This is a genomic window from Haloarcula sp. Atlit-47R (assembly GCF_003665985.1).
Taxonomy (GTDB): domain Archaea; phylum Halobacteriota; class Halobacteria; order Halobacteriales; family Haloarculaceae; genus Haloarcula; species Haloarcula taiwanensis.
In genome coordinates this window covers 574,544-597,145 of sequence record NZ_QPLQ01000001.1, presented here as the reverse complement: position 1 = coordinate 597,145, position 22,602 = coordinate 574,544, and the positions used below count along the sequence as shown (strand labels likewise).

The 22,602-nt window shown below is 66.7% G+C and carries 24 protein-coding genes; 11 read left to right on the top strand and 13 right to left on the bottom strand.

Going from position 1 to position 22,602, the window contains the following annotated elements:
* Positions 1–20 precede the first annotated feature (20 nt).
* The 8 genes from DVK00_RS03110 to DVK00_RS03075 all read right to left on the bottom strand — a co-directional run bounded on the left by DVK00_RS03110 (position 21) and on the right by DVK00_RS03075 (position 8,574).
* The gene (locus tag DVK00_RS03110) at positions 21–671 is read right to left on the bottom strand and encodes a cob(I)yrinic acid a,c-diamide adenosyltransferase (RefSeq protein WP_101350829.1); all 651 of its coding nucleotides are present in this window, start codon (positions 669–671) and stop codon (positions 21–23) included.
* Between the two features lie 69 nt (positions 672–740).
* Positions 741–1,457, bottom strand: coding sequence for an adenosylcobinamide amidohydrolase (locus tag DVK00_RS03105; RefSeq protein ID WP_121536142.1), 717 nt, complete (start codon positions 1,455–1,457; stop codon positions 741–743).
* On the bottom strand, positions 1,450–2,508 hold the full coding sequence (locus DVK00_RS03100) for a threonine-phosphate decarboxylase (protein WP_101350828.1): 1,059 nt from the start codon (positions 2,506–2,508) through the stop codon (positions 1,450–1,452). The genes DVK00_RS03105 and DVK00_RS03100 overlap by 8 nt, the downstream gene beginning before the upstream one ends.
* A gap of 52 nt (positions 2,509–2,560) precedes the next feature.
* Positions 2,561–5,623 carry a PAS domain-containing protein gene (locus tag DVK00_RS03095; RefSeq protein WP_121577254.1) on the bottom strand — a complete coding sequence of 1,021 codons (3,063 nt, stop codon included), beginning with the start codon at positions 5,621–5,623 and terminating at the stop codon, positions 2,561–2,563.
* Positions 5,624–5,697: 74 nt separating this feature from the next.
* Positions 5,698–6,237, bottom strand: coding sequence for an NTP transferase domain-containing protein (locus tag DVK00_RS03090; protein WP_121577253.1), 540 nt, complete (start codon positions 6,235–6,237; stop codon positions 5,698–5,700).
* On the bottom strand, positions 6,237–7,028 hold the full coding sequence (gene cobS, locus DVK00_RS03085; RefSeq protein ID WP_121577252.1) for an adenosylcobinamide-GDP ribazoletransferase: 792 nt from the start codon (positions 7,026–7,028) through the stop codon (positions 6,237–6,239). The genes DVK00_RS03090 and cobS overlap by 1 nt, the downstream gene beginning before the upstream one ends.
* Entirely contained in the window at positions 7,019–7,942 is a 924-nt protein-coding gene (locus DVK00_RS03080) for a CobD/CbiB family cobalamin biosynthesis protein (protein ID WP_121577251.1), read from the bottom strand. The genes cobS and DVK00_RS03080 overlap by 10 nt, the downstream gene beginning before the upstream one ends.
* Positions 7,936–8,574, bottom strand: coding sequence for an HAD family hydrolase (locus DVK00_RS03075; protein ID WP_121577250.1), 639 nt, complete (start codon positions 8,572–8,574; stop codon positions 7,936–7,938). The genes DVK00_RS03080 and DVK00_RS03075 overlap by 7 nt, the downstream gene beginning before the upstream one ends.
* Before the next feature lie 194 nt (positions 8,575–8,768).
* Between DVK00_RS03075 and DVK00_RS03070 the strand changes: the two genes are divergently transcribed.
* Positions 8,769–9,149: a translation initiation factor IF-5A gene (locus DVK00_RS03070; protein WP_004515075.1), complete on the top strand. Its 381-nt coding sequence runs from the start codon at positions 8,769–8,771 to the stop codon at positions 9,147–9,149.
* A 2-nt stretch (positions 9,150–9,151) separates the two neighbouring features.
* Positions 9,152–9,955, top strand: coding sequence for an agmatinase (gene speB / locus DVK00_RS03065; protein ID WP_121511532.1), 804 nt, complete (start codon positions 9,152–9,154; stop codon positions 9,953–9,955).
* A 35-nt stretch (positions 9,956–9,990) separates the two neighbouring features.
* Here the strand turns inward: speB and DVK00_RS03060 are convergent, their stop codons facing one another.
* Positions 9,991–11,016, bottom strand: a complete 1,026-nt coding sequence (locus DVK00_RS03060; RefSeq protein WP_121577249.1) for an amidohydrolase family protein — start codon at positions 11,014–11,016, stop codon at positions 9,991–9,993.
* A gap of 104 nt (positions 11,017–11,120) precedes the next feature.
* Between DVK00_RS03060 and DVK00_RS03055 the strand changes: the two genes are divergently transcribed.
* The 4 genes from DVK00_RS03055 (at position 11,121) to DVK00_RS03040 (ending at position 14,344) form a co-directional block, all read left to right on the top strand.
* Positions 11,121–12,107 carry an alpha/beta fold hydrolase gene (locus DVK00_RS03055; RefSeq protein ID WP_121577248.1) on the top strand — a complete coding sequence of 329 codons (987 nt, stop codon included), beginning with the start codon at positions 11,121–11,123 and terminating at the stop codon, positions 12,105–12,107.
* 118 nt (positions 12,108–12,225) lie between these two features.
* On the top strand, positions 12,226–12,957 hold the full coding sequence (locus DVK00_RS03050; protein WP_121511535.1) for a hypothetical protein: 732 nt from the start codon (positions 12,226–12,228) through the stop codon (positions 12,955–12,957).
* Positions 12,958–13,008: 51 nt separating this feature from the next.
* Positions 13,009–13,776, top strand: a complete 768-nt coding sequence (locus tag DVK00_RS03045) for a Nif3-like dinuclear metal center hexameric protein (protein WP_101350818.1) — start codon at positions 13,009–13,011, stop codon at positions 13,774–13,776.
* Positions 13,777–13,780: 4 nt separating this feature from the next.
* Positions 13,781–14,344, top strand: a complete 564-nt coding sequence (locus DVK00_RS03040; protein ID WP_101350817.1) for a SprT-like domain-containing protein — start codon at positions 13,781–13,783, stop codon at positions 14,342–14,344.
* On the opposite strand, the gene DVK00_RS03035 is transcribed toward DVK00_RS03040, so the two are convergent.
* Together DVK00_RS03035 and DVK00_RS03030 are read right to left on the bottom strand one after the other, a co-directional pair.
* Positions 14,345–14,674, bottom strand: coding sequence for an AzlD domain-containing protein (locus DVK00_RS03035; RefSeq protein WP_101350816.1), 330 nt, complete (start codon positions 14,672–14,674; stop codon positions 14,345–14,347).
* Complete coding sequence (locus DVK00_RS03030) at positions 14,664–15,356, bottom strand: AzlC family ABC transporter permease (RefSeq protein ID WP_101350815.1); 693 nt, start codon at positions 15,354–15,356, stop codon at positions 14,664–14,666. The genes DVK00_RS03035 and DVK00_RS03030 overlap by 11 nt, the downstream gene beginning before the upstream one ends.
* 133 nt (positions 15,357–15,489) lie before the next feature.
* Between DVK00_RS03030 and DVK00_RS03025 the strand changes: the two genes are divergently transcribed.
* From DVK00_RS03025 to DVK00_RS03015, 3 genes are all read left to right on the top strand, one after another.
* Positions 15,490–16,503: a deoxyhypusine synthase gene (locus tag DVK00_RS03025; RefSeq protein ID WP_121535331.1), complete on the top strand. Its 1,014-nt coding sequence runs from the start codon at positions 15,490–15,492 to the stop codon at positions 16,501–16,503.
* A gap of 111 nt (positions 16,504–16,614) precedes the next feature.
* Positions 16,615–17,616 (top strand): glycerophosphodiester phosphodiesterase, encoded by a 1,002-nt coding sequence (locus DVK00_RS03020; protein ID WP_121577247.1) that lies wholly within the window; start codon positions 16,615–16,617, stop codon positions 17,614–17,616.
* A gap of 16 nt (positions 17,617–17,632) precedes the next feature.
* Positions 17,633–18,136, top strand: coding sequence for an MGMT family protein (locus tag DVK00_RS03015; RefSeq protein ID WP_101350812.1), 504 nt, complete (start codon positions 17,633–17,635; stop codon positions 18,134–18,136).
* Here DVK00_RS03015 and DVK00_RS03010 read toward each other — a convergent pair.
* Entirely contained in the window at positions 18,133–18,954 is an 822-nt protein-coding gene (locus DVK00_RS03010) for a CPBP family intramembrane glutamic endopeptidase (protein ID WP_101350811.1), read from the bottom strand. The two genes, DVK00_RS03015 and DVK00_RS03010, sit on opposite strands and share 4 nt — an antisense overlap.
* Complete coding sequence (lonB, locus tag DVK00_RS03005) at positions 18,955–21,084, bottom strand: ATP-dependent protease LonB (RefSeq protein ID WP_101350810.1); 2,130 nt, start codon at positions 21,082–21,084, stop codon at positions 18,955–18,957.
* Between the two features lie 170 nt (positions 21,085–21,254).
* Here lonB and DVK00_RS03000 point away from each other — a divergent pair, with 170 nt between their 5' ends.
* Positions 21,255–21,821 (top strand): nicotinamide-nucleotide adenylyltransferase, encoded by a 567-nt coding sequence (locus tag DVK00_RS03000; protein ID WP_101350809.1) that lies wholly within the window; start codon positions 21,255–21,257, stop codon positions 21,819–21,821.
* Positions 21,821–22,597, top strand: coding sequence for an S-adenosyl-l-methionine hydroxide adenosyltransferase family protein (locus DVK00_RS02995; protein ID WP_121577246.1), 777 nt, complete (start codon positions 21,821–21,823; stop codon positions 22,595–22,597). The genes DVK00_RS03000 and DVK00_RS02995 overlap by 1 nt, the downstream gene beginning before the upstream one ends.
* Positions 22,598–22,602 lie beyond the last annotated feature (5 nt).

Here is a 22,602-nt window from a genome sequence, read left to right as displayed (position 1 = left end):
TCCGTCCGAGGAGAACGTACTCAGAACTCCGTGCCCTTCCGCGCGCCCTGACCGGCGTCGATTGGGTGTTTCTCCTTGCTGACTTCGGTAACGAGGTCCGCGTGGTCAGACAGGAACTCCGGCCGCTCGTGGCCGCCTGTGAGGACAAGTTCGAGGTCGTCCGGCTTGGCTTCGATGAGCCCAATCACGTCTTCGGGGTCGACGAGGGCGCGGTTCGCGGCGTATAGTATTTCGTCGAGGACGAGCATGTTGACGCCCTCTTCTGGCGGCCCGTCGGCGTCCAGCGGCTCCGAGAGGTCGGTGTCGGCGCTGGCCTGAACGAGGTCCCGTGCCCGGTCGAGTGCGCCTTTCGCCCGGGCCTCGTGCTCGTCGTCCTCGCTGCCGTCGAGGAAGCCGTGCCAGCCGTAGTGCCCCGCGTTCTCGTATGAGAAGCCCGGCAGCGCGGCAATGGCGTTGTACTCGCCGCGCACGTCCTCGACGGTGCTGGTCCCGCCTTTCATGAACTGCAGGAGGTGGACGCGGTAGCCGTGACCGACGGCGCGGGTCGCCATCCCCAGCGCCGCTGTCGTCTTGCCCTTGCCGTCGCCCCACCAGACCTGCACCAGCCCGAACTCCTCGGGCGCGCTCGGCTCGATTGGTTCGGCGGTCGGGCCGGCCGTGTTGTCGGTCATGCCTGCCTGTTCGACGGGATTCTGTTTAGCCGTTTGGAATGAAGGACCGTCGTGTGATACACTCCGCTTTCACGGCTCGAAGACCTCGGTGCCCCGGTCGGTAACGACGCCGTACTCCGCGCCGTCGACGGTCGGCAGGGCGTCGCCCCCGTAGCGGGCGGCCAGACTCGCCCTGATAGCGTCGCGGACACAGACGCGGGCCGCGGCCCCGATTTCGGTCGCACTCCCGGCGAACGACGCACGCTCAGCGCCCGGGACACAGCCGACGATGGCCGCGTCCGAGGTGGTTCCGGGCGCATCCGCCGCGTCCAGCAGCGTCGCGGCCTTCGCCTCGACAGCGCTGGCAAGCAGCGTCGCCAGCGCGCCATCGTCCAGTTCGCGCTCAACCCCGACGACGAGATTCACCGTCCCGGGCCGCCAGTCGGGGCGGTCCGCCGGATCGGACGCGCGCCCGTCGAAGCCGTCCGCTGGCCCCGCTGCCGACATCGGCAACGCGGCGGGGTTCGAGAGGCCCGCTGTCGCCAGCACCGACACCGGCCCGCTCCGGGCACAGCGGGCGTGCTCCATGTGGACGCCGGTGAGCAGTGTCGGGCCGATGGCGAAGCCGGCCCCCGACAGCCGCTCGGCGCGGTAGGCGGCGAGGTCGGTTCGCTCGAACCCCTCGGGGACGGTGACGTTGTAGACGGCGTCTGCGGTCCGGTAGCCGCCGTCCCACGCTGTCGAAAGCCAGCGGGCACCCTTGCGGCGAATCTGACAGACGCCATCCCGAACGGTCGTTTCAAACATCCAGCGCATCCAGCAGCCGGTCGTTTTCTTCGGGCGCTCTGACAGCGACCCGAATGTGCGAGTCCAGCCCGCGAAACGTCCGGGCGTCCCGGAGTGCGATGCCAGCCTCACGGGCCGAGGCAAGGATACCATCGACGGACGTGTCGGCGTCACTGACCGACAGCAGCAGGAACGGCGCATCAGAACGGAACACGTCGAACCGCGTCACGAGCCGCTCCCGCATCCGCGCTCGCTCCTCAGCGACGCGGGCTTTCGTCTCCGTGACGAACCCCGTTTGTCCGTAGCAGTGTGCCCCGACCGCGGCTGCCGCAGCGCTCATCGACCAGGCGCGCCGGGCCGTCGCGAGGCGGTCGCGCTCCTGTCCGGTCCCGACGGCGTAGCCCATCCGAATCCCGGGCAGGCCGAACAGTTTCGTCAGCGACCGCGCGACGATGACGCCCTCGCGACCGGCCAGCGACGGCTCGCCGGTGAATCCGAGGAACGCCTCGTCGACGAGCAGCGTCGTCCCGGCCGCTCGACAGCGGTCGGCGAAGTCCCGGAGCGCCCCGGGTTCGGCGGTCTCGCCGGTCGGATTGTTCGGATTGCAGACGACGACGAGCGCGTGGCCCGCCGGGTCGGCGGCAAGCAGTTGGTCGTGCGGGATGAACTCCGGAGTTCCGCCCTGGAGCCGCACTTCCCGGGCGTACTCGCCGAAGCTCGGATACGGGAGCAGGACGCTATCGTCCGTCTGAATCGTCGTCTGGATCGATAGGCGAATAGCCTCAAGGCCGCCGGCCGTCGGTATCACCTGCGACGGTTCGCAGCCGACGAACGCCGCCGCGGCCTCGCGAAACTCCGGGTAGCCGTCAGCTGGGTACGAGCGGGCCGTCTCGAACGCCGCCAGGTACGCCTTCTCTGCGCCCGGTGGGACCTGGGGGTTCGTGTTCGCGCTGAAATCCAGCACGTCCGGGTCGTCGCTGCTGCCGTGTGGCACGCGCCCGTCCGGACCGATGGCATCCTCGGGTCCGTCCCCGCCACTCGTCCGCACGCCCTCAACCGAGTCAGGGTCCATTGACAGAGGTTACGGCAGGCGGTGTGGAGAAAGTTTCGCGGTGCCACCCCGGTCAGTCCGGGCCGTCGACGCCGCGGAACTCGAACCGCGCGCCCCCGCTCGCGCTTTCGGCCACGGCGACCGCCCAGTCGTGGGCCTCGGCGATCTCCCGGACGATAGCGAGGCCGAACCCGGTCCCGCTCTCGGAGGTCGAGTAGCCGCTCCGGAACACCTTCTCCCGCTCGTCGTCGGGGATTCCCTCCCCGTCGTCTTCGACATAGAACCCCGTCCCGTCGTCGAGCGCCCCGACCGTTACAGTGATTCCACCCGCGGCGGTTTGGGAGGTGTCGGAGACCATCGATCCGTTCGAGTCCGGCGTCACGTCGCCGTCCCCCGGCTCCGGCGGCGGGGCCGTCGACCCGCGCTCGACGCTGGTGTCGGACTCTGTCCGACTGCTCGCAGAGCCATGCTCCACACTGTTCCGGACGAGGTTCTCGAACAGTTGCTGGAGGCGGGTCGGGTCCGCCATGACCGTCCCCTCGATGTCGGTTTCGAGCGTCGCCGCCCCGGTCCGGACGCTCCGCCAGGCCTGCTCGACCGCGTTCTCGACGGCGACCGGTTGGATGTCGGTAACGGCCTCGCCCTGCCGGGCCAGCGCCAGGAGGTCGTCGATAAGCTCCTGCATGCGGTCCAGCGACCGCTCGATGGCCGCAAGGTGCTCTGCCGACGGGTCCGCCTCCGCGAGCTGTAGCCGCCCCCGCGCCACGTCGAGTGGGTTCCGGAGGTCGTGGGAGACGATGCTGGCGAACTCGTCGAGGCGCTCCTTCTGGCGCTCGACGTGGGCCTTGTACTCGGCGCGTTCGGTGATGTCGGTGGCGACGCCACAGATGCCGGCGACGTTCCCCTCGGCGTCGTATATCGGGTTCTTGAGCGTGAGGAAGGTCCGTGTCCCGTGGGGCGTCGGGACCTCCTCCTCCCGCTCGATGGACTCACCGGTCTCGATTACCTGCCGGTCGTCGGCGCGTATCTGCTGGGCGATTTCGTCCGGAAACAGCTCCGCGTCGGTCTTCCCGACCACGTCCATCGGCCCGTCGACGAGCACCTCGCGGAACCGGTCGTTTATCCGCTGGTACCGACCGTCGCTGTCTTTCAGGAACACGAGCGCGGTCGTGGTCTCCAGAATCGTCTGGAGCTGTCGGTTCGTCCTCGCCAGAGCATCCTCGCGCTCCTTGCGGGCGGAGATGTCCCGGCCGATGGCGGCCGTCCGTCGCTCCCCTTCGGGCGTTTCGACCCGATCGAAGACGAACTCGTAGGGGACCGGCTCCCCGTCGTCGGCCACCAGCGGCAGCTCTATCGTGGTGTCGCCCGCCCGGCACGCTTCCCTGACGGTCTCGCGGTCCTCGGGCCTGAAGAACGCGACGCCGTCCATCGAGGCCAGGTCGTCGCCGTCGTGGCCGGTCACCCGTTCGAGCGACTCGTTCCAGCGCCGGACCCGGCCGTGCTCGTCCAGCAGGAAGAACACGTCGTCGACGGCGTCGAAGATGTCGTCGGTGAACTCCTTGTACTGACTGAGCGTTCGCTCCCGCTCTCTGAGCGCCTGCGTCGTCTGCTTCTGCTCGGTGATGTCCAGCGTCGCCCCACGGATGATGTCCGCTCGGTCGTCGGGCTGTTCCGAAATGACGCGGAGCCAGCGCTCCTCGCCCTCCCCGGTCACGATGCGGTACTCCTGTGTAAGGCCCTCGCCCTCCTCGATGAGCCGTTCCGTCTCGGCGGCGACGCGGTCGTGGTCGTCCGGGTGGACGAAACTGAGCACCTCGTCCGGCGTCACGGCGTCCCGGGGCGGTATCCCGAATATCTCGAAGAGCTGGTCGGTCCACGTCGCCTCGTAGGGCGGCTCCGCGATGTCGAGTTCCCACCCGCCCACGTCCGCGATCTGCTGGGCGTGCCGGAGCAGGTCCGCCTTCCGTTCGAGCTCCGCTTCCTGTCGTTTCAGGTCGGTGATGTCGACTATTGCGCCGCGGCACTTGTCGAACTCGCCGTCCTCCTCGACGGGGACGCCGATGGAGCGAACCCACCGCGTCTCGCCATCCGGCGTGACGATTCTGGCTTCGAGGTCGAACGGCTCGCCCTCCGTCAACAGCGTCGACAGGGCATCCTCGACGCGCTCGCGGTCCGCCGGGTGGAGCAACTCCCCCGTCTGCTCGACGGGGACGTGTTCGTCGGGGTCGAGGCCGTGGAGGCGGTAGAACCCCTCGGTCGGGTTCCCCTCGTAGGGCGGACCGTCGGAGACGTCGATTTCCCAGCCGCCGACGGACGCGAGTTGTTCGGTCTGTGCGAGCAGGTCGCGCGTCCGTTCGAGGGTTTCGGCGCGCTCTCGTTTCTCCGTCACGTCGTGGCCGGACGCGATGAGTGAGACGATGTCGCCGTCGTCGTCTCTGACCGGTCGGATGTAGCCGTGGTAGCTGAACTGCGCCGACCCGGCGGTGGTGTGGTCGATGTCGACCTCGACGTATTCGCCGTCGGCGGCGCGCTCGACCCACTCCTCGACTTCGGCCGCGTGGCCCTCGGGCCACCACGACAGCTCCCAGAAGGGCTGTCCGACGACCTCTTCAAGCGGTGCGCCGACCGCTTCTAAGGCTGTCTGGTTGGCCTTGCGGACCGTCCCGTCGGGGTTGAGGACGCCGACCAGCGTCTGCGGGTCCTCGAAGACCGCCTCGAACCGCCGTTCGCTCCGCTCGCGCTCCCGGCGGGCGCGTCGGCGCTCGACGGCGTTCCGGACGCGGTTCGCCAGAATCGTGTACTGGTCCGTGCCCCCGTCTTTCTGCAGGTAGTCCGTGACACCCGCCGTGATGGCCTCGCTGGCGACGGCCTCGTTCCCTTTCCCGGTGAAGAGAATGAACGGGAGGTCGGGATAGCGGTCCCGGACGGCGTCAAAAAGCTCTAGGCCGTTCTGTCCGGGCATCTCGTAATCGCTGACGACGCAGTCGATGCCCCCGTCAAGACGGTCCAGACCGTCGTCGGGGCTCGTTGCCGTCACGACCGTCAGGTCGTCGGCGATCCGTTCGAGATACTCGGCCGTCATCTCTGCGAACCCCTGTGCGTCGTCGACGTGGAGTACACGGATGTTGTCGGCCATCACCACACACAATGTTCCCCGCCGTCATATTTGCTTGCCAACACGACGCCGCGGGTGGCTCATCTCGCCGCCATTCACAGCCACTGTTCCGCGACGCGGGCATCGGCGATCGTGTTGACGTTGACCGCGACGCGCCGGTCCCGCGTGAGCCAGGCGTCGTCGGGGCCGTCGCCGACGACGTTGACGCCCGTCGGCGCGACTTCCCGGCCACCGTCTTCGAATGACGTGTCGTCGCTCACGCCGAGTCCGCGTTTCAGTGAGGCCGGGACCAGGACCGTCAGCGAGCCCCCCTCGTGTGAGTCGAGCACGCGGTCAACGACCTCGCCGTTGAGCAGCGGCAGGTCGGCGGCGACGGTCAGGACCGGCCGCGAGAGCCGGTCGTCGGCCAGCGCCGCGTCGAGGTCCGCGACGTACCCTTCGCCCGGCGTCTCGATGCAGGGCACGTCCAGATGGGACCGCGTGTTCGGCGCGTTCGGCGACGGCGCGGCGACGATACGGTCGACGGCGCTGTCCCGGAGCGCGCCGACGACCCGGTCGACCATCGGGACGCCGCCGACGCGGAAGAGCGGCTTCTCGGCGTCGGTGGCCAGCCGCGTCCCGCGCCCGCCACACATCACGAGAGCGTCCACGCGAACACCTCCCAGCCGCCGAGCGGCGTTCCGAACAGCGACCACACGGCGACGCCAGCGTGGAGCGCCACGGCGCGCGTGAGTTCGTTAGTCGCGCCGAAGGCGTCGCCGCCGACGCCGCCCAGCCGGCGGTCGGCCCACCCCGAGAGGGCGAGGGCGACCAGCGGGCCGGCGAGGACCGTGACCGCGGTCGCCGGAGCGGCGACGACGGCGGCCGGCACCGCGACGGCGAGTGAGCCGACGAGGTGGCGTGAGCCGTTCCCGTCGATGACCGTCGACCCGAACCCCTCGTGGCTCGGGCGGCCGACGCAGGCCAGCGTCGCCATCGAGAGCTTCGCCCCCACTTCGGCGGCGAGGACCAGCGCGACGGCGACCAGCGGCGGGAGCCCGGCGACTGCCAGCGCGGCCAGCGCCAGCGCGACGAGGACCGTCCCCAGCGCGAGGACGGCCCCGACGCCGACGGTCGTGTCCCGCATCACGTCGCGGCGCTCGGCGGGGTCGCCGTGGACGACGGCGGCGTCCCCCAGGTCCGCGAGCCCGTCGGCGTGGTTGACGCCGGTGACGAGGACGACGCTCCCGAGGTACGCCGCGGCGACGACCGGGGCCGGAAGCAGACCCGCAGCGAGGAAGGGAACGGCGACGAGGCCGCCGACGACGTAGCCGGCCAGCGGGAACGCTGCCGGCGTCCCAACGAAGGCCTCCCAGGCCCGCTCGCTGTGCCCGACCGGGAGCCGCGAGAGGAACCCCAGCGCCCCCCGGACCGCGGTCAGAACCACGCGTACACCCCCAGCCCGGAAAGCAGGTACGCCGCCGCCCCGGCGACGCCGACCCGGGTCACGCTCCGCTGGGCCGTCGCCGCGTCGGGGAGCGTCCCCGCGGGGTTCAGCACGTACACGCCCGGCTTTTCGAGTCGAACGTCGAGCGCCGCGGCGGCCGTCCCCATCGGCCACCCGGAGTTCGGCGAGGGGACGCCGTCCAGCCAGGCCCGGGCGCGGGCCACCGACCGGGGCGACCCGCAGGCGACGGCGAGCAAGAGAGCGCTCAGCCGCGCCGGCAGCCACATCACGGCGTCGTCGAGGCGCGCCGCGGGCGTACCGACGCGTTTCGAGCGGTAACCCAGCATCGAGTCCATCGTGTTGACGGCCTTGACCCACGCCGCCGCGCCGGCGGCGACCGGGAGCGCCGGCAGGCTGAGGCCCGCGGCGACGAACCCGCCCAGGACGAACGCGGCAAGCGACGCGACGAGCCCGTCGGCGAGGTTCTCGGACGCGCTCTCGACGGCGGCGCTGCGGACCTCGCCCGCGGAGAGGCCGGAAGCGTCCCGGCCAGCGAGCGCGAGCAGGCCGTCCCTGGCGGTCGGGAGGTCTGCCTCGCTGTCGGCGACGATCACCCGCGCGGTCGAAAGCAGATTGCAGAGGCTCGTGGTCAGAAACAGCGCGAGGCCGGCGAGCGCGACGGCTGCCAGCGGCCCGATGCTCGCGGCGAGCGCGACGGCAGCGCCGACGACCGCGGCGGCTCCGAGCGGCAACAGCGCCGCGGCCAGCCCCCCGACCGCGAGCGGGTGGTTCCACTCGCGGTCGACGGTCCCGACGACCCGTCCGAACCACGCGACGGGGTGGACCCGGGTCGGCGGCTCGCCGATTGCGAGTTCCAGCCCGCCGGCGACGGCCACGGCCAGCGCGCTCAGCACAGCTCTCCCTCCCGGAGTTGCTCGGCTATCGCCGGCAGCGGATGTTCGTCCAGCAGCACCGACTCCGCGCCCGCACGGTCCGCGCCGCCGTCCGTCCGGGCGTCGTCGCCGACGTGGACGAGGGCCGCGAGCGTCACGCCGAGCGCGTCGGCCGTCGCCTCGAAGATTCGCTGATGCGGTTTCCGCCACCCACAGCCGACGCTGGTGACGACAGCATCGAACGAGTGCCCGCTCCGCGGTTCGATGTCTGCCCGCGCGAGCGTTCGCTCGACCAGCCCCGGGACGCTGCAGTTCGAGCAGACGGCGACCGGCCCGCGCTGGGCGGCGGCGGCCATCGCCTCGATGGCCCCGTCGCGGACCGTCACCGGGCTGTCGAACGCGTCGAGGACGGCCGCCGTCGCCGTCTCCTCGGTGACCTCGATTCCGCGGCTGGCAAGCGCCAGCCGAACGTGCTCGTCAAGCGGCGCTTCCCGGCCGCGGTCGTACTCGCGGTGGGCCGAGCGGTAGGCCGCCTCCCAGTCGTCCGGCACCCGAACCGACCAGGCGGAGAGCGCCGCGGAGACGGCGTCCCACGGCTCCGACGGCCGGTCTGCCGTAACGAGTGTCCCGAACAGGTCGAACGAGAGTGCCACACTTGTGTGGTTAGTGCAAGCTCACTTGAACGGTGGGGTCGGATGGAAACGGTCACAGGACGTAGTGTTGCTGTCGGGGGGTTCTGGCCGGCCGTGACCTACGCGATACGCGAACCCAGCTAGCGCGGAAGCCGCGACGGTCTGGCTTGCGCCATTCCAAACCGTTTATACCGAAACAGGGGTAATCCGGCGGTATGGCAAGAGAGCAGACCGAAGTTCGAGAGCTCGACGAAGGAAGCTACGTAATGATCGAGGACACGCCGTGTAAGATCAACTCCTACAGCACGGCCAAGCCGGGCAAGCACGGCAGCGCAAAGGCCCGAATCGACGCCAAGGGCGTCTTCGACGGCAAGAAGCGCTCGCTGTCTCAGCCCGTCGACGCGAAGGTCTGGGTCCCAATTGTCAACCGGAAGCAGGGCCAGGTCGTCTCGACCGACGGCAACGACGCGCAGGTAATGGACCTCGACACCTACGACACGTTCACGATGCGCGTCCCCGAAGACATCGACCTCCAGCCTGACGACGAAATCGAGTACCTCCAGTACGAAGAGCAGCGCAAGATCACACGCTCGTAACGATGCTACCCGGTGCGGGGGCCGACCGCGAGGCGGCCGACTACGCGCTCGTGGGTGCGCCGCTCGACGCCTCGACCTCGTTTCGCCCCGGGGCGCGCTTCGGCCCGCGCCGCGTCCGCCAGTTCTGCCAGGGGTTCGACGATTACGACCACCACACCGACCAGCACTTCACTGACTGTTCCGTCTACGACCACGGCGACATCGGTCCCACGGCCGACATCGCCGAGTACCTCACCTTCCTCCAGGGAACCCTCTCGGATTTCGACAGCGAGGGGGACGTCCCGCTCGTCATCGGCGGCGAACACACCGTCTCAGTCGCCGGTGTGCGTGCGCTCGATCCGGACGTGTTCGTCTGTCTGGATGCGCATCTGGACCTGCGCGAGTCCTACGCCGGTGACGAGCACTCCCACGCGACGGTGACCCGCCACGCGCTCTCGGTGGCCGACGAGGCAATTGTGCTGGGCGCACGCACTGGCTCGGAAGCCGAATGGGAGCGCGCGAACGAAGACGATGTGACCGTGGTGCCGCCGGAAGACGTGGCCAACTGGTCGCCTGCATTCGACGACGAGCGGGTGTATCTCTCCGTCGACATCGACGCCGCCGACCCCGGGTTCGCACCCGGAACCGGGACGCCGGAGCCGTTCGGCCTCGAACCACGCGAGATGCACGGCGTGGTCCGGGCCGTCGCACCGCAGGCCGTCGGCTTCGACGTGGTTGAGGTCAACGACCGCGACGACGGCCAGACAGCGACGCTGGCCGCGAAACTCCTTCGGGCGTTCGTGTTTGCTCACGCGGACCAGCGCTAACCCGGAGTGTACCCGGCTCCATGCCCGCTGTCCATTCAGCAGATAACTCGGTCGATATCTAGCGGAGACGCCCGCCGGACAACTGCGTCGACTGGGTCGGCGACGGCCGAGAGATTGTCCGAGTCGCCATCGAGGACCAGTAGCGCGGCCCGGCGGCCGGGTTCGATGACACCGCAGTCGAGGCCGACTGCTTCGGCTCCGGCGGTCGTCGCCATCTGGAGCACCGTCTGCGAGGGGAGGTCGAACGTCTTCGCGGTGTACTCCATCTCACGGAACATGGATGGGGCATTCAGCATCACATTATCCGTCCCGAGCGCAACGTCTGTGTACTCAAGCAGCGTCTCAATCGGGGGTCGGCCGACTCCGAGGACGCGGTTCGCACGGGGACAGACCGCGATGGGGACGCTCTGGTCGGCCACACGTTCGAGGTGCTCCGTCTCGGCATGGACCATGTGGACCAGCAGGTCCGGCTCTAGGTCTAGCGCCGGGTGGATATCGGTCGCGTCCGGTTCGCCGGCGTGGATCGCGAACGGGACTGACCGCTCCGAAGCAGCAGCCCGGTGAGCGGTGAAATCGTCGTCGTTCGCGCCACTGGCACCGAATCCGTCGGCCAAATCCAGCACCGCGGAGTCGTCGCTCCCGAAGATGAACGGCTCGATATCGAGTCCCTCGGCGGCCTTGCGGAGCGCACGTGCCCCGTCGACGCCGAACTCCCGGAAGTCGAGAAACGCCGCGCTGCCGGTTCGCTGCATGAACCGAAGGGTGCGGTGCATCGCGGCAATCAGCGTCTCGTCGTCGGCCGCTGCGATCTGCTGGTGTTTCAGGCTGTCGGGCGGTACTACTGCCTCCTCCAGTCCAAGACCGACAGCTGCCTCTTTCGCAACGGAGTCGCCAACGTGGGTGTGGGCGTTTACGAATGCTGGCAGGACAATGCGGTCGTGGTCGCTTTCGCGGGCCGGCGTCTCCTCGACGGCTGTTATGTAGCCTTCTTCGACGACAACGCTGCCGTGGACCGGTTCGAACGACCGCCCGGTAAGGATGGTGCCTTCGATTCGCTCCATGCGATAGCGAAGTGGCGGAGCTATATGTGTCTCATGGAGGCGCAATCTTGCCATGTAGCACTGGCCGCGGTAGACTGATGCGGACGGCGCCGGACAGTTCGAGTATGAGTGGTGGTACCACAGTTCCCGAGGGCCGTGCGCTGTCGCCAGACGACTGGCCTCATCCGGCCGAGCGACGCTACGCGGACGCCCAGGCCCGCCTCGCCGACCACTACGACCTCGGCGTCGAGTCCAGAATAACCGAGACGGAGGCGGCGGGTCGCGTTCACTATCTCGTCGACGGGGACCCGGACGGCGATTCCGTGCTGCTCCTTCACGGCGTCGGAACGCCGGCGGCGACGTGGCTGCCGCTGTTCCCTTCGCTCACTGACGAGTACCGCGTGTACGCTCCCGACCGACCCGGGCTCGGCCTTTCGGCCGCTCCGAGCTACCGGAACCGGAACCTCCGGTCGTTTCTTGTGGCGTACCTGCTGGAACTGCTCGATGCGCTCGCTATCGACCGACCACACGTAGTCGGCAACTCCCACGGCGGCCTCCAGGCGTTCCTGCTGGCTATCGACCACGACCGCGTGGACCGCCTGCAGTTGGTCGGCGCACCGGGCGGCGTCTCGCGGGCCTTTCCGCTCCTGTTTCGACTGCTGACGGTTCGCGGTCTCAACAGAGTCCTGCTGTGGCTGCTTACCCGCGGCGACCCGGTGGAAAACGCGAGGCAGTCGATGAAGCGAGTCAACGTTGTCGACACCGTAGCGATACCCGGCGTGTTCTACGAACTGCTTGCCGCCGGCCAAGACCTACCCGGGCGGCAGGAAAGCCAGCGGTCGCTGGCGACTGCACAGGGGTCGTACGGCCGCGCACACCCCCTCTTTGACATCCGGAACGAAATCAGGCGAATAGACCGTCCGACGCAGTTCGTCTGGGGAACGGAGGATGCTTTCTGGTCACCAACTGTCGGCCGTCCCGTCGCCGAAAAGATGGCAAACGCCGCGTTCCACGAACTTCCGGGACACGGCCATACGCCGTGGCTGGAGCCCGGTTCCGAAGTCGCAGAACTGGTTCGCGCGTTCTTCGATGGACAAGAGTATGCAAAGTAGCACAATGTATACAACGACCCAGCCCCAGTCCTGTTTCGATTGTCATGCCCGTCTCTAGTAGCCCGGGTGTCGATACACCAAGGAGTCTTTTAGTAAACAGGCCATCTCTTTTGCGAGCATGGACCAGCTATCGTCGTGTTACTTCTGTGGCGGTGCCCTCGACGTTTCGCTCTCCGAATATCCGATTATCCCGAAATCGCTGGACCCGGGCACTGAGGAGCAGGGCACTGTCGTTCTCTGTTCGACTTGCCGGGAGAAGCTCGCAACTATCGTCGAACCGGCCGTCGAGGCAGCGAAGGCAGATGCCCGCGAGACAGCGGAACCGGCTGGCGATGCTGGGACCGACGAGCAGCCGGGACTGCTGGACGAGTCTGGAACACCGACGACCGACGAACCGAAGCCCACTGACGGCGTGGTCGAGCCGACCGATGACGGCTCGCTGCTGGGTGCCGACAGCGCGAGTCCGGCACAGGAACAGTCGGCGCAGTCGGCTGAGACGGCGGACACGGCGACGAAGTCGGATGCGACGGACACGGTCGCGCCGAACACCACGGACACGCAAACGGCGGAGTCGGCTGAGACCGATGACGCACCGGCTACCACTGAAACCAGAGACACTGATCGCGATGCGGACAGCGACGACAGCCCCTCGCTGACGAAACTGGAGTACAACAAAGTGATGCGCTTGCTCCAGAACCGTGAGATGCCGGTCGACAGAGGGGAAATCCGAGAAGTCGCGGTCAACGCCTACGACATCGACGGTGAGCAGTTCGACGCCATCATCGATGCCGCGGTTGACCGGGACCTCATCGGGCAGGACAAGGGCCGGTTGGTCGAATCGGACGGATAGCCAGACACCGGTAGAGAAAAGCATACCACCGGCCATCTCGAAGCCGGCGGTATGAACGCAGGCAACATCGCGACGCGTCTCGACGACCGACTCGACACCGAGGCTTACGCCGACATCGACGCCAGTCCGAACGGCCTACAGGTCGGGCCGGCGAGCCAGCCGGTCGAGCACGTCGCCTTCGCAGTCGATGCGGCCGTCGAGACCATCGACCGCGCCGCCGACGCGGGTGCTGACCTGCTCGTGACCCACCACGGCATCGTCTGGGGCGGGATGGAGCGCGTGACGGACACCAACTACCGCCGGGTCGCACCGCTGGTCGACAACGACCTCGCGCTGTACGTCGCGCATCTCCCGCTGGACGGCCATCAGTCGCTCGGCAACGCCGCCGGCGTCGCGGACCTGCTGGACCTCGACAACCGCGCGCCGTTCGGGTCGATGGGCGGCGAGCACATCGGCCAGCGTGGCTCCCTGCAAGAACCACAGACGATCTCCGAACTCGCCGAAACCCTCGAAGGAAATGTCGATACCGGCGGGCAATCAGTGCAGGTACTGGACTTCGGGCCGTCGACTGTCGAGGATGTCGCCATCGTCACCGGCAGCGGCGTCGACTGGCTGCAGGAGGCAGTCGAGACGGACGCTGACGTGCTCATCACTGGCGAGGGGAAACAGAAGGCCTTCCACGAGGCGCGCGAGCAGGGAATCCACGTCATTCTCGCCGGCCATTACGCGACGGAGACGTTCGGCGTCCAGTCGCTCCAGACTGTCGCCGAGGACTGGGGGCTTGAGACAACCTATATCGACTGCCCGACTGGCCTCTGAGGCGATGGCCGAGACTGTTTCGTACGAAGGTATCAAATCCGATTCGGACCTTATCGCCTGGTCACGGGGGTACTGTCAGCGAGTCCGCAGTGAGTATGGTGTTTCCGTTCGGTTCGACCTCGTTGACTGGGAGGTGTCACACCGGGCCAAGCGCCGAGCCGCTGCGGTCAAGCGGCCAAAGCTAGACGACGCCGTCGTTGGCGAGCGATACGACTGGAGCAGTATCGACGGGAGCGACGGCCGCCCGCTCCGGTGTACGGTGTCGCTGACCCGGGACGCGTTCTCGACCTTTGACAGGGACACCTGGGAGATGACGCTGCGCCACGAACTCATCCACGTCGAGCAGTACCAGCGCGACGGGACGACTGACCACGGCCGAGCCTTTCGAGAGCGCGCTGACCGGCTTGCTGCTGATGTCCACTGTCCAGTCTTCACCGACCCGAAGTACGTCCTCTCCTGCGGGGCGTGTGGCGGCCTCGTCGCCCGCCGCTATCAAGACTGCAAGCTTGTCGAGCAACGCCAGCAGTACCGCTCTGACTGCTGTGGTGCCTCGCTGAAATTGGGCTGATTACAGCAGGAACCTGATGGCCCAGAGAACGCCCATTCCGGTCACCATTGTCGCGAACACGTCCTCGGTCTGCCAGGCGACACCGGCCGCGAGCGCGCCGGCGACGAACTTGTCCGCGGCGAAACTGCTGGCATCGAGGGTCACGAACGACGGGAGGACAAGTGCCGCGAGAACGGCAGCGGGGACGAACCGTAACACTCGCTCGACGGCTGGCGGAATCTCGTCGAGCCGACCGAACAGCGCGATAAAGGAGAGCCGACAGGCGTACGTCAGTACGCCGATGACGGCGATTACGCCAGCGATCTCAACCGGGCCGTAGTTAGTCGCCATCGGTTCCTCCCGTGACGGATTCTGTGAGTACGCCAGCAGTGATACCAACGCCGGACGCGACGAGCAGTCCGAGATTGAGTGGGAGCCCAGCGCCTACGACGGCGACGACGCCACCGACGACAGCGGCGATGCCGGTCGCCGCGTCTTCGATTGCCGGAACCAGTATCGCAAGGAAGACAAGCGGGATGGCGAATTCGAGGCCCCAGGCGTCGGGGACGCCAGTGCCGAGCAGCGCCCCCGCAATGGTCGTGACTTGCCATACGGCCCAGAGCGTCACGGCGACGCCGAGGTAGTACCACTTCCGGTCCGTCTCCCTGTCGGACCGGTAGCTGGCAACCGACAGCGCGTACGCCTGGTCGGTCAGCACGTAGGCGAGCACCGCTTTCCACCGGCTGGTGAAATCGCGAAAGTACGGCGCGATGGATGCCGAGTACATCAGCAATCGGAGGTTGATAACGACGGCCGTCGCGACAACAACCGTCAGCGGCGCGTTCTGTCCCAGCAGTTCAAGCGCCGCGAGCTGTGATGCGCCGGCAAAGACGACCACCGACAGCCCGACTGCGGCTGGCAGTCCGAGTCCGGCGTTGACCGTCGCGATGCCGGCAACGAGACCAAACGGAATAATACCCAGTAGAAGCGGCGCAACATCCCGAACACCGCGCCTGAACGCAGCAGTATCCATAGCGTGCTATCCAACACAGGGGTGTCTAAGCCCTCCGTTTCAGCTGCGGCATGTGATGACAAATCAACACATAATCCGCACTAACCGTGACGAACCACGACGTTGAAACCCACCCGCACTCGACTGCACAGCAATGAGCGACCACACCGACGAGCGAGAGACGTTCCATCACGACCCCATCGGGCACGCAGAGGCCCGGGCCGGAATGACCGTCGGCGAACTGGCTGACAGCTACGGCGAAGCCGGCATCGGCGCGAGCGACATCCACGAGGCCGTCGACATCTACAGCGAGATGCTCAACGATGATGTGACGACCTTTTTCGGACTGGCCGGCGCGATGGTCCCCACCGGAATGCGGGCCATCGTCAGCGAACTCATCCGCGACGGGCACATCGACGTGCTGGTCACGACGGGCGCAAACTGCACCCACGACACCATCGAGGCCATCGGCGGCAAGCACCATCACGGCGAGGTCACGCCTGAGGGCCGAACTGAGCGCGAACACGACGAGACGCTCCGGGACGAAGGTGTCGACCGCATCTACAACGTCTACCTCCCACAGGAGCATTTCGCCCTGTTCGAGAATCACCTCCGGGACGAGGTGTTCTCGACGCTGGAAGACGAAGGTGCGGTTTCGATCCAGCACATGACCGAGGAGCTCGGCCGGGCAAACGCCGCGGTCAACGAGCGCGAGGACGTGCCCGAGGACGCTGGCGTGCTGGCGGCGGCCTACGAGAACGACGTGCCGGTGTACTGTCCGGCGTTTCAGGACTCAGTGCTGGGCCTGCAAGCGTGGATGTACTCCCAGACCAGCGAGTTCACGGTCGACGCACTCGCGGACATGACACAGATTACGGATATCGCGTACGAGGCTGACAGTGCCGGCGCGATGGTCGTCGGCGGCGGTGTCCCGAAGAACTACGTCCTCCAGACGATGCTCGTCTCGCCCGACGCTTACGACTACGCCGTCCAGCTGACGATGGACCCCTCGAACACCGGCGGTCTCTCCGGTGCCACGCTCGATGAGGCCCGCTCGTGGGGGAAACTTGAAAAGGACGCCCGGAATGTCTCGGTGTATGCTGACGCGACGATTACACTTCCACTGGTCGTGGCCGCGGCCCGTGAGCGCCACAGTACGGACGCGTGATCGCTATGACGGAGGCGGCTACAGCCCTGATTGCCGCTGGATACGTCTACTGAGAGACATATATATCTCATATAAACGGTCTTTCACGACCGGTCGCCAGCCGTACGTACCATGTCACAGTACATCGGTCGGCGGACGTTTGTCGGCGGGACAGCAGCGACACTGGCAAGCGCGGGGCTCGTGGGGAGCGCAACGTCTCAGGAATCGGATGGTACTGAAACAGCCACCAGTGACGCGGACGACAGCGAGCACGAAGCGATGACTGACGAGCCGACTCTCATCGCCCACCGCGGGTTTGCCGGTGTTTACCCGGAGAACACGAAACTGGCGGTCGAGGCGGCCTCGTTCGGCGGGCCGGGAACGCAGACGGCCCACCGGCGCGCCGACATGATTGAGGTTGATGTCGTGCCGACGGCCGACGGCACGCTGGTCACCTTCCACGACAACGGGCTTGCCGAACGCGACGGCGGCGAACGCGGTCTGACAGACACTGAGGGACTCGTCTTCGAGACCGACACCGATACCGTGACCAGCGCGACCGTTCTCGGCACTGGGGAGACGGTTCCGACGCTCGAAACCCTCATGGACTCGATTCCGCCGAGTGTTGCCGTCAATCTGGAGTTCAAGAACCCCGGCAGCAGTGACCTCCGCTTTGCCGAGTCGTTGCCGGACCAGACGCTGTCGACACAGAAAGAGCTGTGGCGACCCTACACCGAGCGCGCGCTTGACCTCGCCAGCGAGTACGACAACGATATCCTCGTCTCGTCGTTTTACGAGGCCGCAGTTGCGACTGTCCGCGACTACGATGACTCGGTCCCCGTCGCCTTCCTGTTCTGGGATAGCATCGAGGAGGGGCTTGAGGTCACCCGCCGCTACGACTGCGACGCGATGAACGTCCCCCGGAACATGGTTCAGGGCACGCCTTCCTTCAACGACGACAGCTACATCGAATCCGACTTAGGCGACATCGACCTCGTCGACATCGCTGCCGACGAAGACCGGGACCTGAACGTCTGGACAGTTAGTACGTGGTATCAGGCCCGGGAGCTGGTGCGGGCCGGCGTGGACGGGCTCATCTCTGACTACCCCAGCGTGCTCTCGGTTCAGGACTGACGAACGCCGATGCCGAATGTTGAAGAGGCGACCGGCCGACATCGCTAGTATGGAAGCACCGACCGGGGACGCAGGAATCTACGCCCGCGAGTCGTCGTATCTCGACCGGTACGTCCAGCTCGGAGAAGCCGGTGACCGGATCATCTCGCTGTCGTTTCCGTCGCAGCCGGAGGCCGACGCTGGCAAGGACCACGCCCTGCTCGACCGTATCGACGAGTATCTTCAGGGGACCGAAGACGACTTCGCAGATGTCACCGTCGGCCTCACGGTCCCGACGGACCAGCGCACAGTGCTCGAAGCCGTTCGAGAGATTCCTTACGGCGAGGACGCCTCCGTCGCACAGGTCGCTCGCATGACACCGGATCTGGACGCTGACGACGAGGCCGACCTCACACAGGTACGGGAGGCACTGGCCGCGAACCCCGTGCCACTGCTGATTCCGGACCATCGGGTTCGCGACGGGCCGAGTGCCGCGCCGCCGCCCGTCGAGCAGAAGCTCCGCGCTATCGAGGGGCTCTAGACCCAGAGCCGGTCGACGCCAAGCCCCTCGTGGACAATCAGTTCGAGGGCATTGACGAGATAGTGGGCGAGGACGACTGCGAGGAAGCTGTTTGTCGCGATAAACAGGCCGGCGAGTCCCAGCCCCAGCGTGCCGGTGACGACGATTCCCACACGACCCTGTGCGCCGTGGCCCAGCGCGAAGGCGACGGAGGCGACGATAGCCATCGCCCACGCCGGTGCGTTGAGGCCGGCTACGGGGACGCCGATAGCCGCCGCCCGGAACAGCAGTTCCTCGACGATAGCGATGACCGGCAGGACACCGCCCAGCAGTACAATCCAGCCGCCGGCCGAGTCCGGGGCGAGCAGTTCTCGCAGCGACTCGTCGAAGGCGACCCCGAAGCCGTCGGCGAGCGCGGCGGCGAGTTCGTTGCCCATCCAGAACCCGACTCCCGCGCCGATACCGACAGCTAGCGCCGGCAGTCCAGTCGAGAGCGCGTCCGCAGTAATACCGAACGCACTGGCCGGGATTTCGAAGTAGAACGCCCCGGCGACTAGCAGGACACCGAACAGCCCCTGCGTGAATGCGACGTTGGCGAGCAACGCCCCGGTCGAGAGGTCACTCGGCGCGAGCGTGTCGCGCATCTGCCGCCGCTGGGCCGCGGCCCGCTGGGTTTCGAAGCGTGGGATGGTCGGATCTCCGTCGGGCATCGAAACGCTGTCGACTGTGGACGAGACGCCGCCGTCGGGCCGTACGGCTCCCTGTGAGAGTCGTGCGAGACCGAGCAGCGCGGTTAAAAGAAACCCCGTCAGGCCGACGAACGCGGCCCACTCGGGCATTTATTGGGGACTTGGACTGCCGCTCTGCCGGCCGACCTCGTGATCGAGGGCCTTGCCCGTGATGGACTTGAGGCGGTCGACCAGCGAGTCCTTCTCCGCTTCGCCGGCCAGCGCGACCTCCAGCACCTCGGAGATGTGCGAGACGGGGATGATTTCGATCATGTCCTCGTACTCGTCTTCGATCATCACGTCCTGCGTGTTCGCCTCGGGGATGATGACCGTATCGAGGCCGGACTTCGCGGCCGCCTCGATCTTGTGCGTGACACCGCCGACCGGGAGCACGTCGCCCCGGACCGACAGCGAGCCGGTCATGGCGAGGTTCTGCTTGATCGGAACGTCCTCTATCGCGGAGATAACCGCGGTTGCGACGGTGATAGAGGCGGAGTCGCCGTCGACGCCGCCTTCACCGGCCTGCACGAACTGGATGTGAACGTCTTTTTCGGAGATGTCCTCGTCGGAGAACTTCTTGATAATCGCGGAGACGTTCTGGACGGCCTCTTCGGCCATCTCCTTGAGCTGTCCGGTGGCGATGACCTGGCCGGGGCCCTGTGACGGGCTGACCTCGGCCATCACGGGGAGGACGATACCGCTGTCCTCGCCCATGACGGCGAGTCCGTTGACGCGCCCGACAACGTCGCCCTGGTTGACGGTGAGTTCGTAGTCCTTGCGGCGCTCGATGTAGTTGTCCGCGAGCTGTTGCTCGATGGACCGGGAGCGTCGTTTGGCCTGCAGGACATCGGCACGCTCGGTGCGTTCGCGGTCCTCGGCACGGGCGATGTCGCCGGCGACGCGGACCAGTCCGCCCAGATCACGGAACTTCAGACTGAGGTGGCCTTTACGGCCGGCACGACGCCGAGCCTCCAGAATGACCTCCTGAACGGCCTCCTCGGTGAAGTGCGGGAGCCGCCCGTCGTTTTCGACCTCCTGGGCGACGAAGCGTGCGTACTTCCGTCGCATTTCGGGGTCGTCCTCGATGGTGTCGTCCATGTACACTTCGTACCCGTATCCCTTGATACGGGAGCGAAGCGCGGGGTGCATGTTCTCCATCGCGTCGAGGTTCCCCGCGGCGATCATGATGAAGTCACAGGGAACGGGTTCGGTCTGGACCATCGCGCCAGAGGAGCGCTCGGACTGGCCCGTGATGGAGAACTCGCCCTCCTGAATGGCCGTCATCAGCTTCTGCTGGCTGCGGATGTCGAGCGTGTTGATCTCGTCGACGAACAGCACGCCTTTGTTGGCCTGGTGGATCGCGCCGGGTTCGACGCGGTCGTGGCTCGGCGTCTCCATCCCACCGGACTGGAACGGGTCGTGACGCACGTCGCCAAGCAGTGCGCCAGCGTGGGCACCGGTCGCGTCCTCGAAGGGCGCGGTCTTCTGGTTGGCGTTGTTGACCAGCAGGTTCGGAATCATCGCGTCGCTGCCACGCGAGCCGTAGCGGAACGCGAGATAGATGACACCGGCCGCGAGAATCCCCAGCAGGACTTGCTGGACGAGGATCAGGGCGTAGCCGATGACGATAGCGATGATGATCCACATGAGGAAGGTCCGCATCTGATTGCGCTTGCGGGCCTCCTCCTTGTGGGCCTCGACGATCTGTTCCCCTTTGCCGCCGGGGACGGTGCGAACTTTCGGCTCGTTGCCGTCGTCGGGATTGTGGTAGACAAGAACGTCCTGCAGTTCCTCCCGCGGAAGCAGTTGGGACATCGCCTTTGCCAGCATCGACTTCCCCGTCCCGGGGGAGCCGATCATCATCACGTGGCGGCGCTGTTTGGCCGCCTTCTTGATCACGTCACGGGCGTGGTCCTGCCCGATGACCTGGTCGACGAGTCGGTCCGGGACTTCGATGTCGGCGGTCGACTCGATGTCGAGACCGCCGAGGAGGTTCTCCTCGTCTCCCTCCAGATCGGACTCGCCGTCAACTTGGACATCGCTTCCGAGTGTCGTTTCGGACGTTTCTCCCTCGCCGCCCCATCGGTCCTCGGACGGGTCGGATGGCTCGTCGGCTGAGGGGTCAGAGGCAGGTTCGTCGGGGTCCTGTTTGGCCCCGTTAGTCGACGCCTCTTCCTCCCCAGCGTCGGATGCCTCCCGATCAGGGTCGGGAGTCGCGTCGGTGTCGGTGTTGTCGCTCATACAAACGTTGCTAACATACTCACGGAAGGCCTGTCGACTGATATACTTTCTCCCCGTGTCGGTTGTTGCAACACCCCTGAAAACGCAGTACAGCGCCCGAATTGGGCGGGGCTGTATTCCGGCAGTACCGCGTCGTCGGGTTTATCAAACCACCACACCCACTGAGGAATATGCGTGGGTTCTACATCGGTCGCTTCCAGCCCTACCACAACGGCCATCACTCGATGGTTGAGCGGATCTCGGAGGAGGTCGACGAACTCGTTTTGGGTATCGGAAGCGCCGACGATTCACATACCACACACGACCCCTTTACGGCCGGTGAGCGGATCATGATGATCACAAAGGCCGTCGCGGAGTACGACCTGACGACCTACGTTGTCCCACTTGAGGATATCAACCGCAACGCCGTCTGGGTGAGCCACGTCGAGAGCATGTGTCCGGACTTCGACGTGGCCTACTCGAACAACCCGCTTGTCGTCCGCCTGTTCGAGGAGGCCGGCATCGAGGTCCGCCAGTCACCGATGTTCGACCGCGACCGGCTGGAGGGCAGCGAAATCCGCCAGCGCATGATAGACGACGAGTCATGGCGCGACCGCGTCCCGCCGTCGGTCGTCGAGGTCATCGAGGAGATTCACGGTATCAAGCGCCTCCAGCACGTCTCCGACACCGACTCGCTCGAACGGTACGCCGCCGCCGACGAGTCGGTCGAGAAGTCCATCGAGGACCTCGACGACTGATGATTACGCTGAGTTCCGACTTCGGCTCGCCGTACCCCGCAGCGATGAGAGGAGTCATTTGCCGGGCCACCGACGCCCGTATCGAGGACATTGCCCACGATTTTCCACGGCAGGATGTCAGGGCGACGGCCTTCTGGCTCACGCAGACGCTCCCGTACTTCCCGCCGGCAGTCCACTGTGTCGTCGTTGACCCGGGTGTCGGGACCGACCGGGACGCCCTCGTCGTTCGCGCAGGCGAGCACGCGCTTGTCGGTCCGGATAACGGCGTTCTCCTGCCGGTCGCCCGTGAACTGGCCGACGACAAGACCGACGGGACGGACGACTTGGAGGTGTTCACCTGGGACTACGACGACCCGGCGAGTACGACATTCCACGGGCGGGACGTGTTCGCGCCTGCCGCGGCGTCCGTCCACGACACCGGCGTCGACAACCTCGAAGCGCGGCCAGAAACTGCCCCGACTGACGACTACGTCGACCTCCGGTTTCCGGAGGCCGCTGTCGAGAGCGACGGGGCAACCGGCGAGGTGCTCGTCGTCGATGACTTCGGGAACGCCGTGACGAACATTCCCGGCGAGCTCCTCGCACAGCGGTTCGGCGGGACGGCCGCAGTCGACGGCGGTGAGGCTCCTGTCCGCCGAGCCTACGCCGCCGTCGACCGTGGGCAGCGACTCGTCACCGTCGGCAGCCACGGGAACGTCGAACTTGCCGTCAACCGCGGTCGCGGCGACGAAGCGTTCGGTGTCAGTACCGGGGATAGTGTGGACCTCTCGCTGTAAGAGCG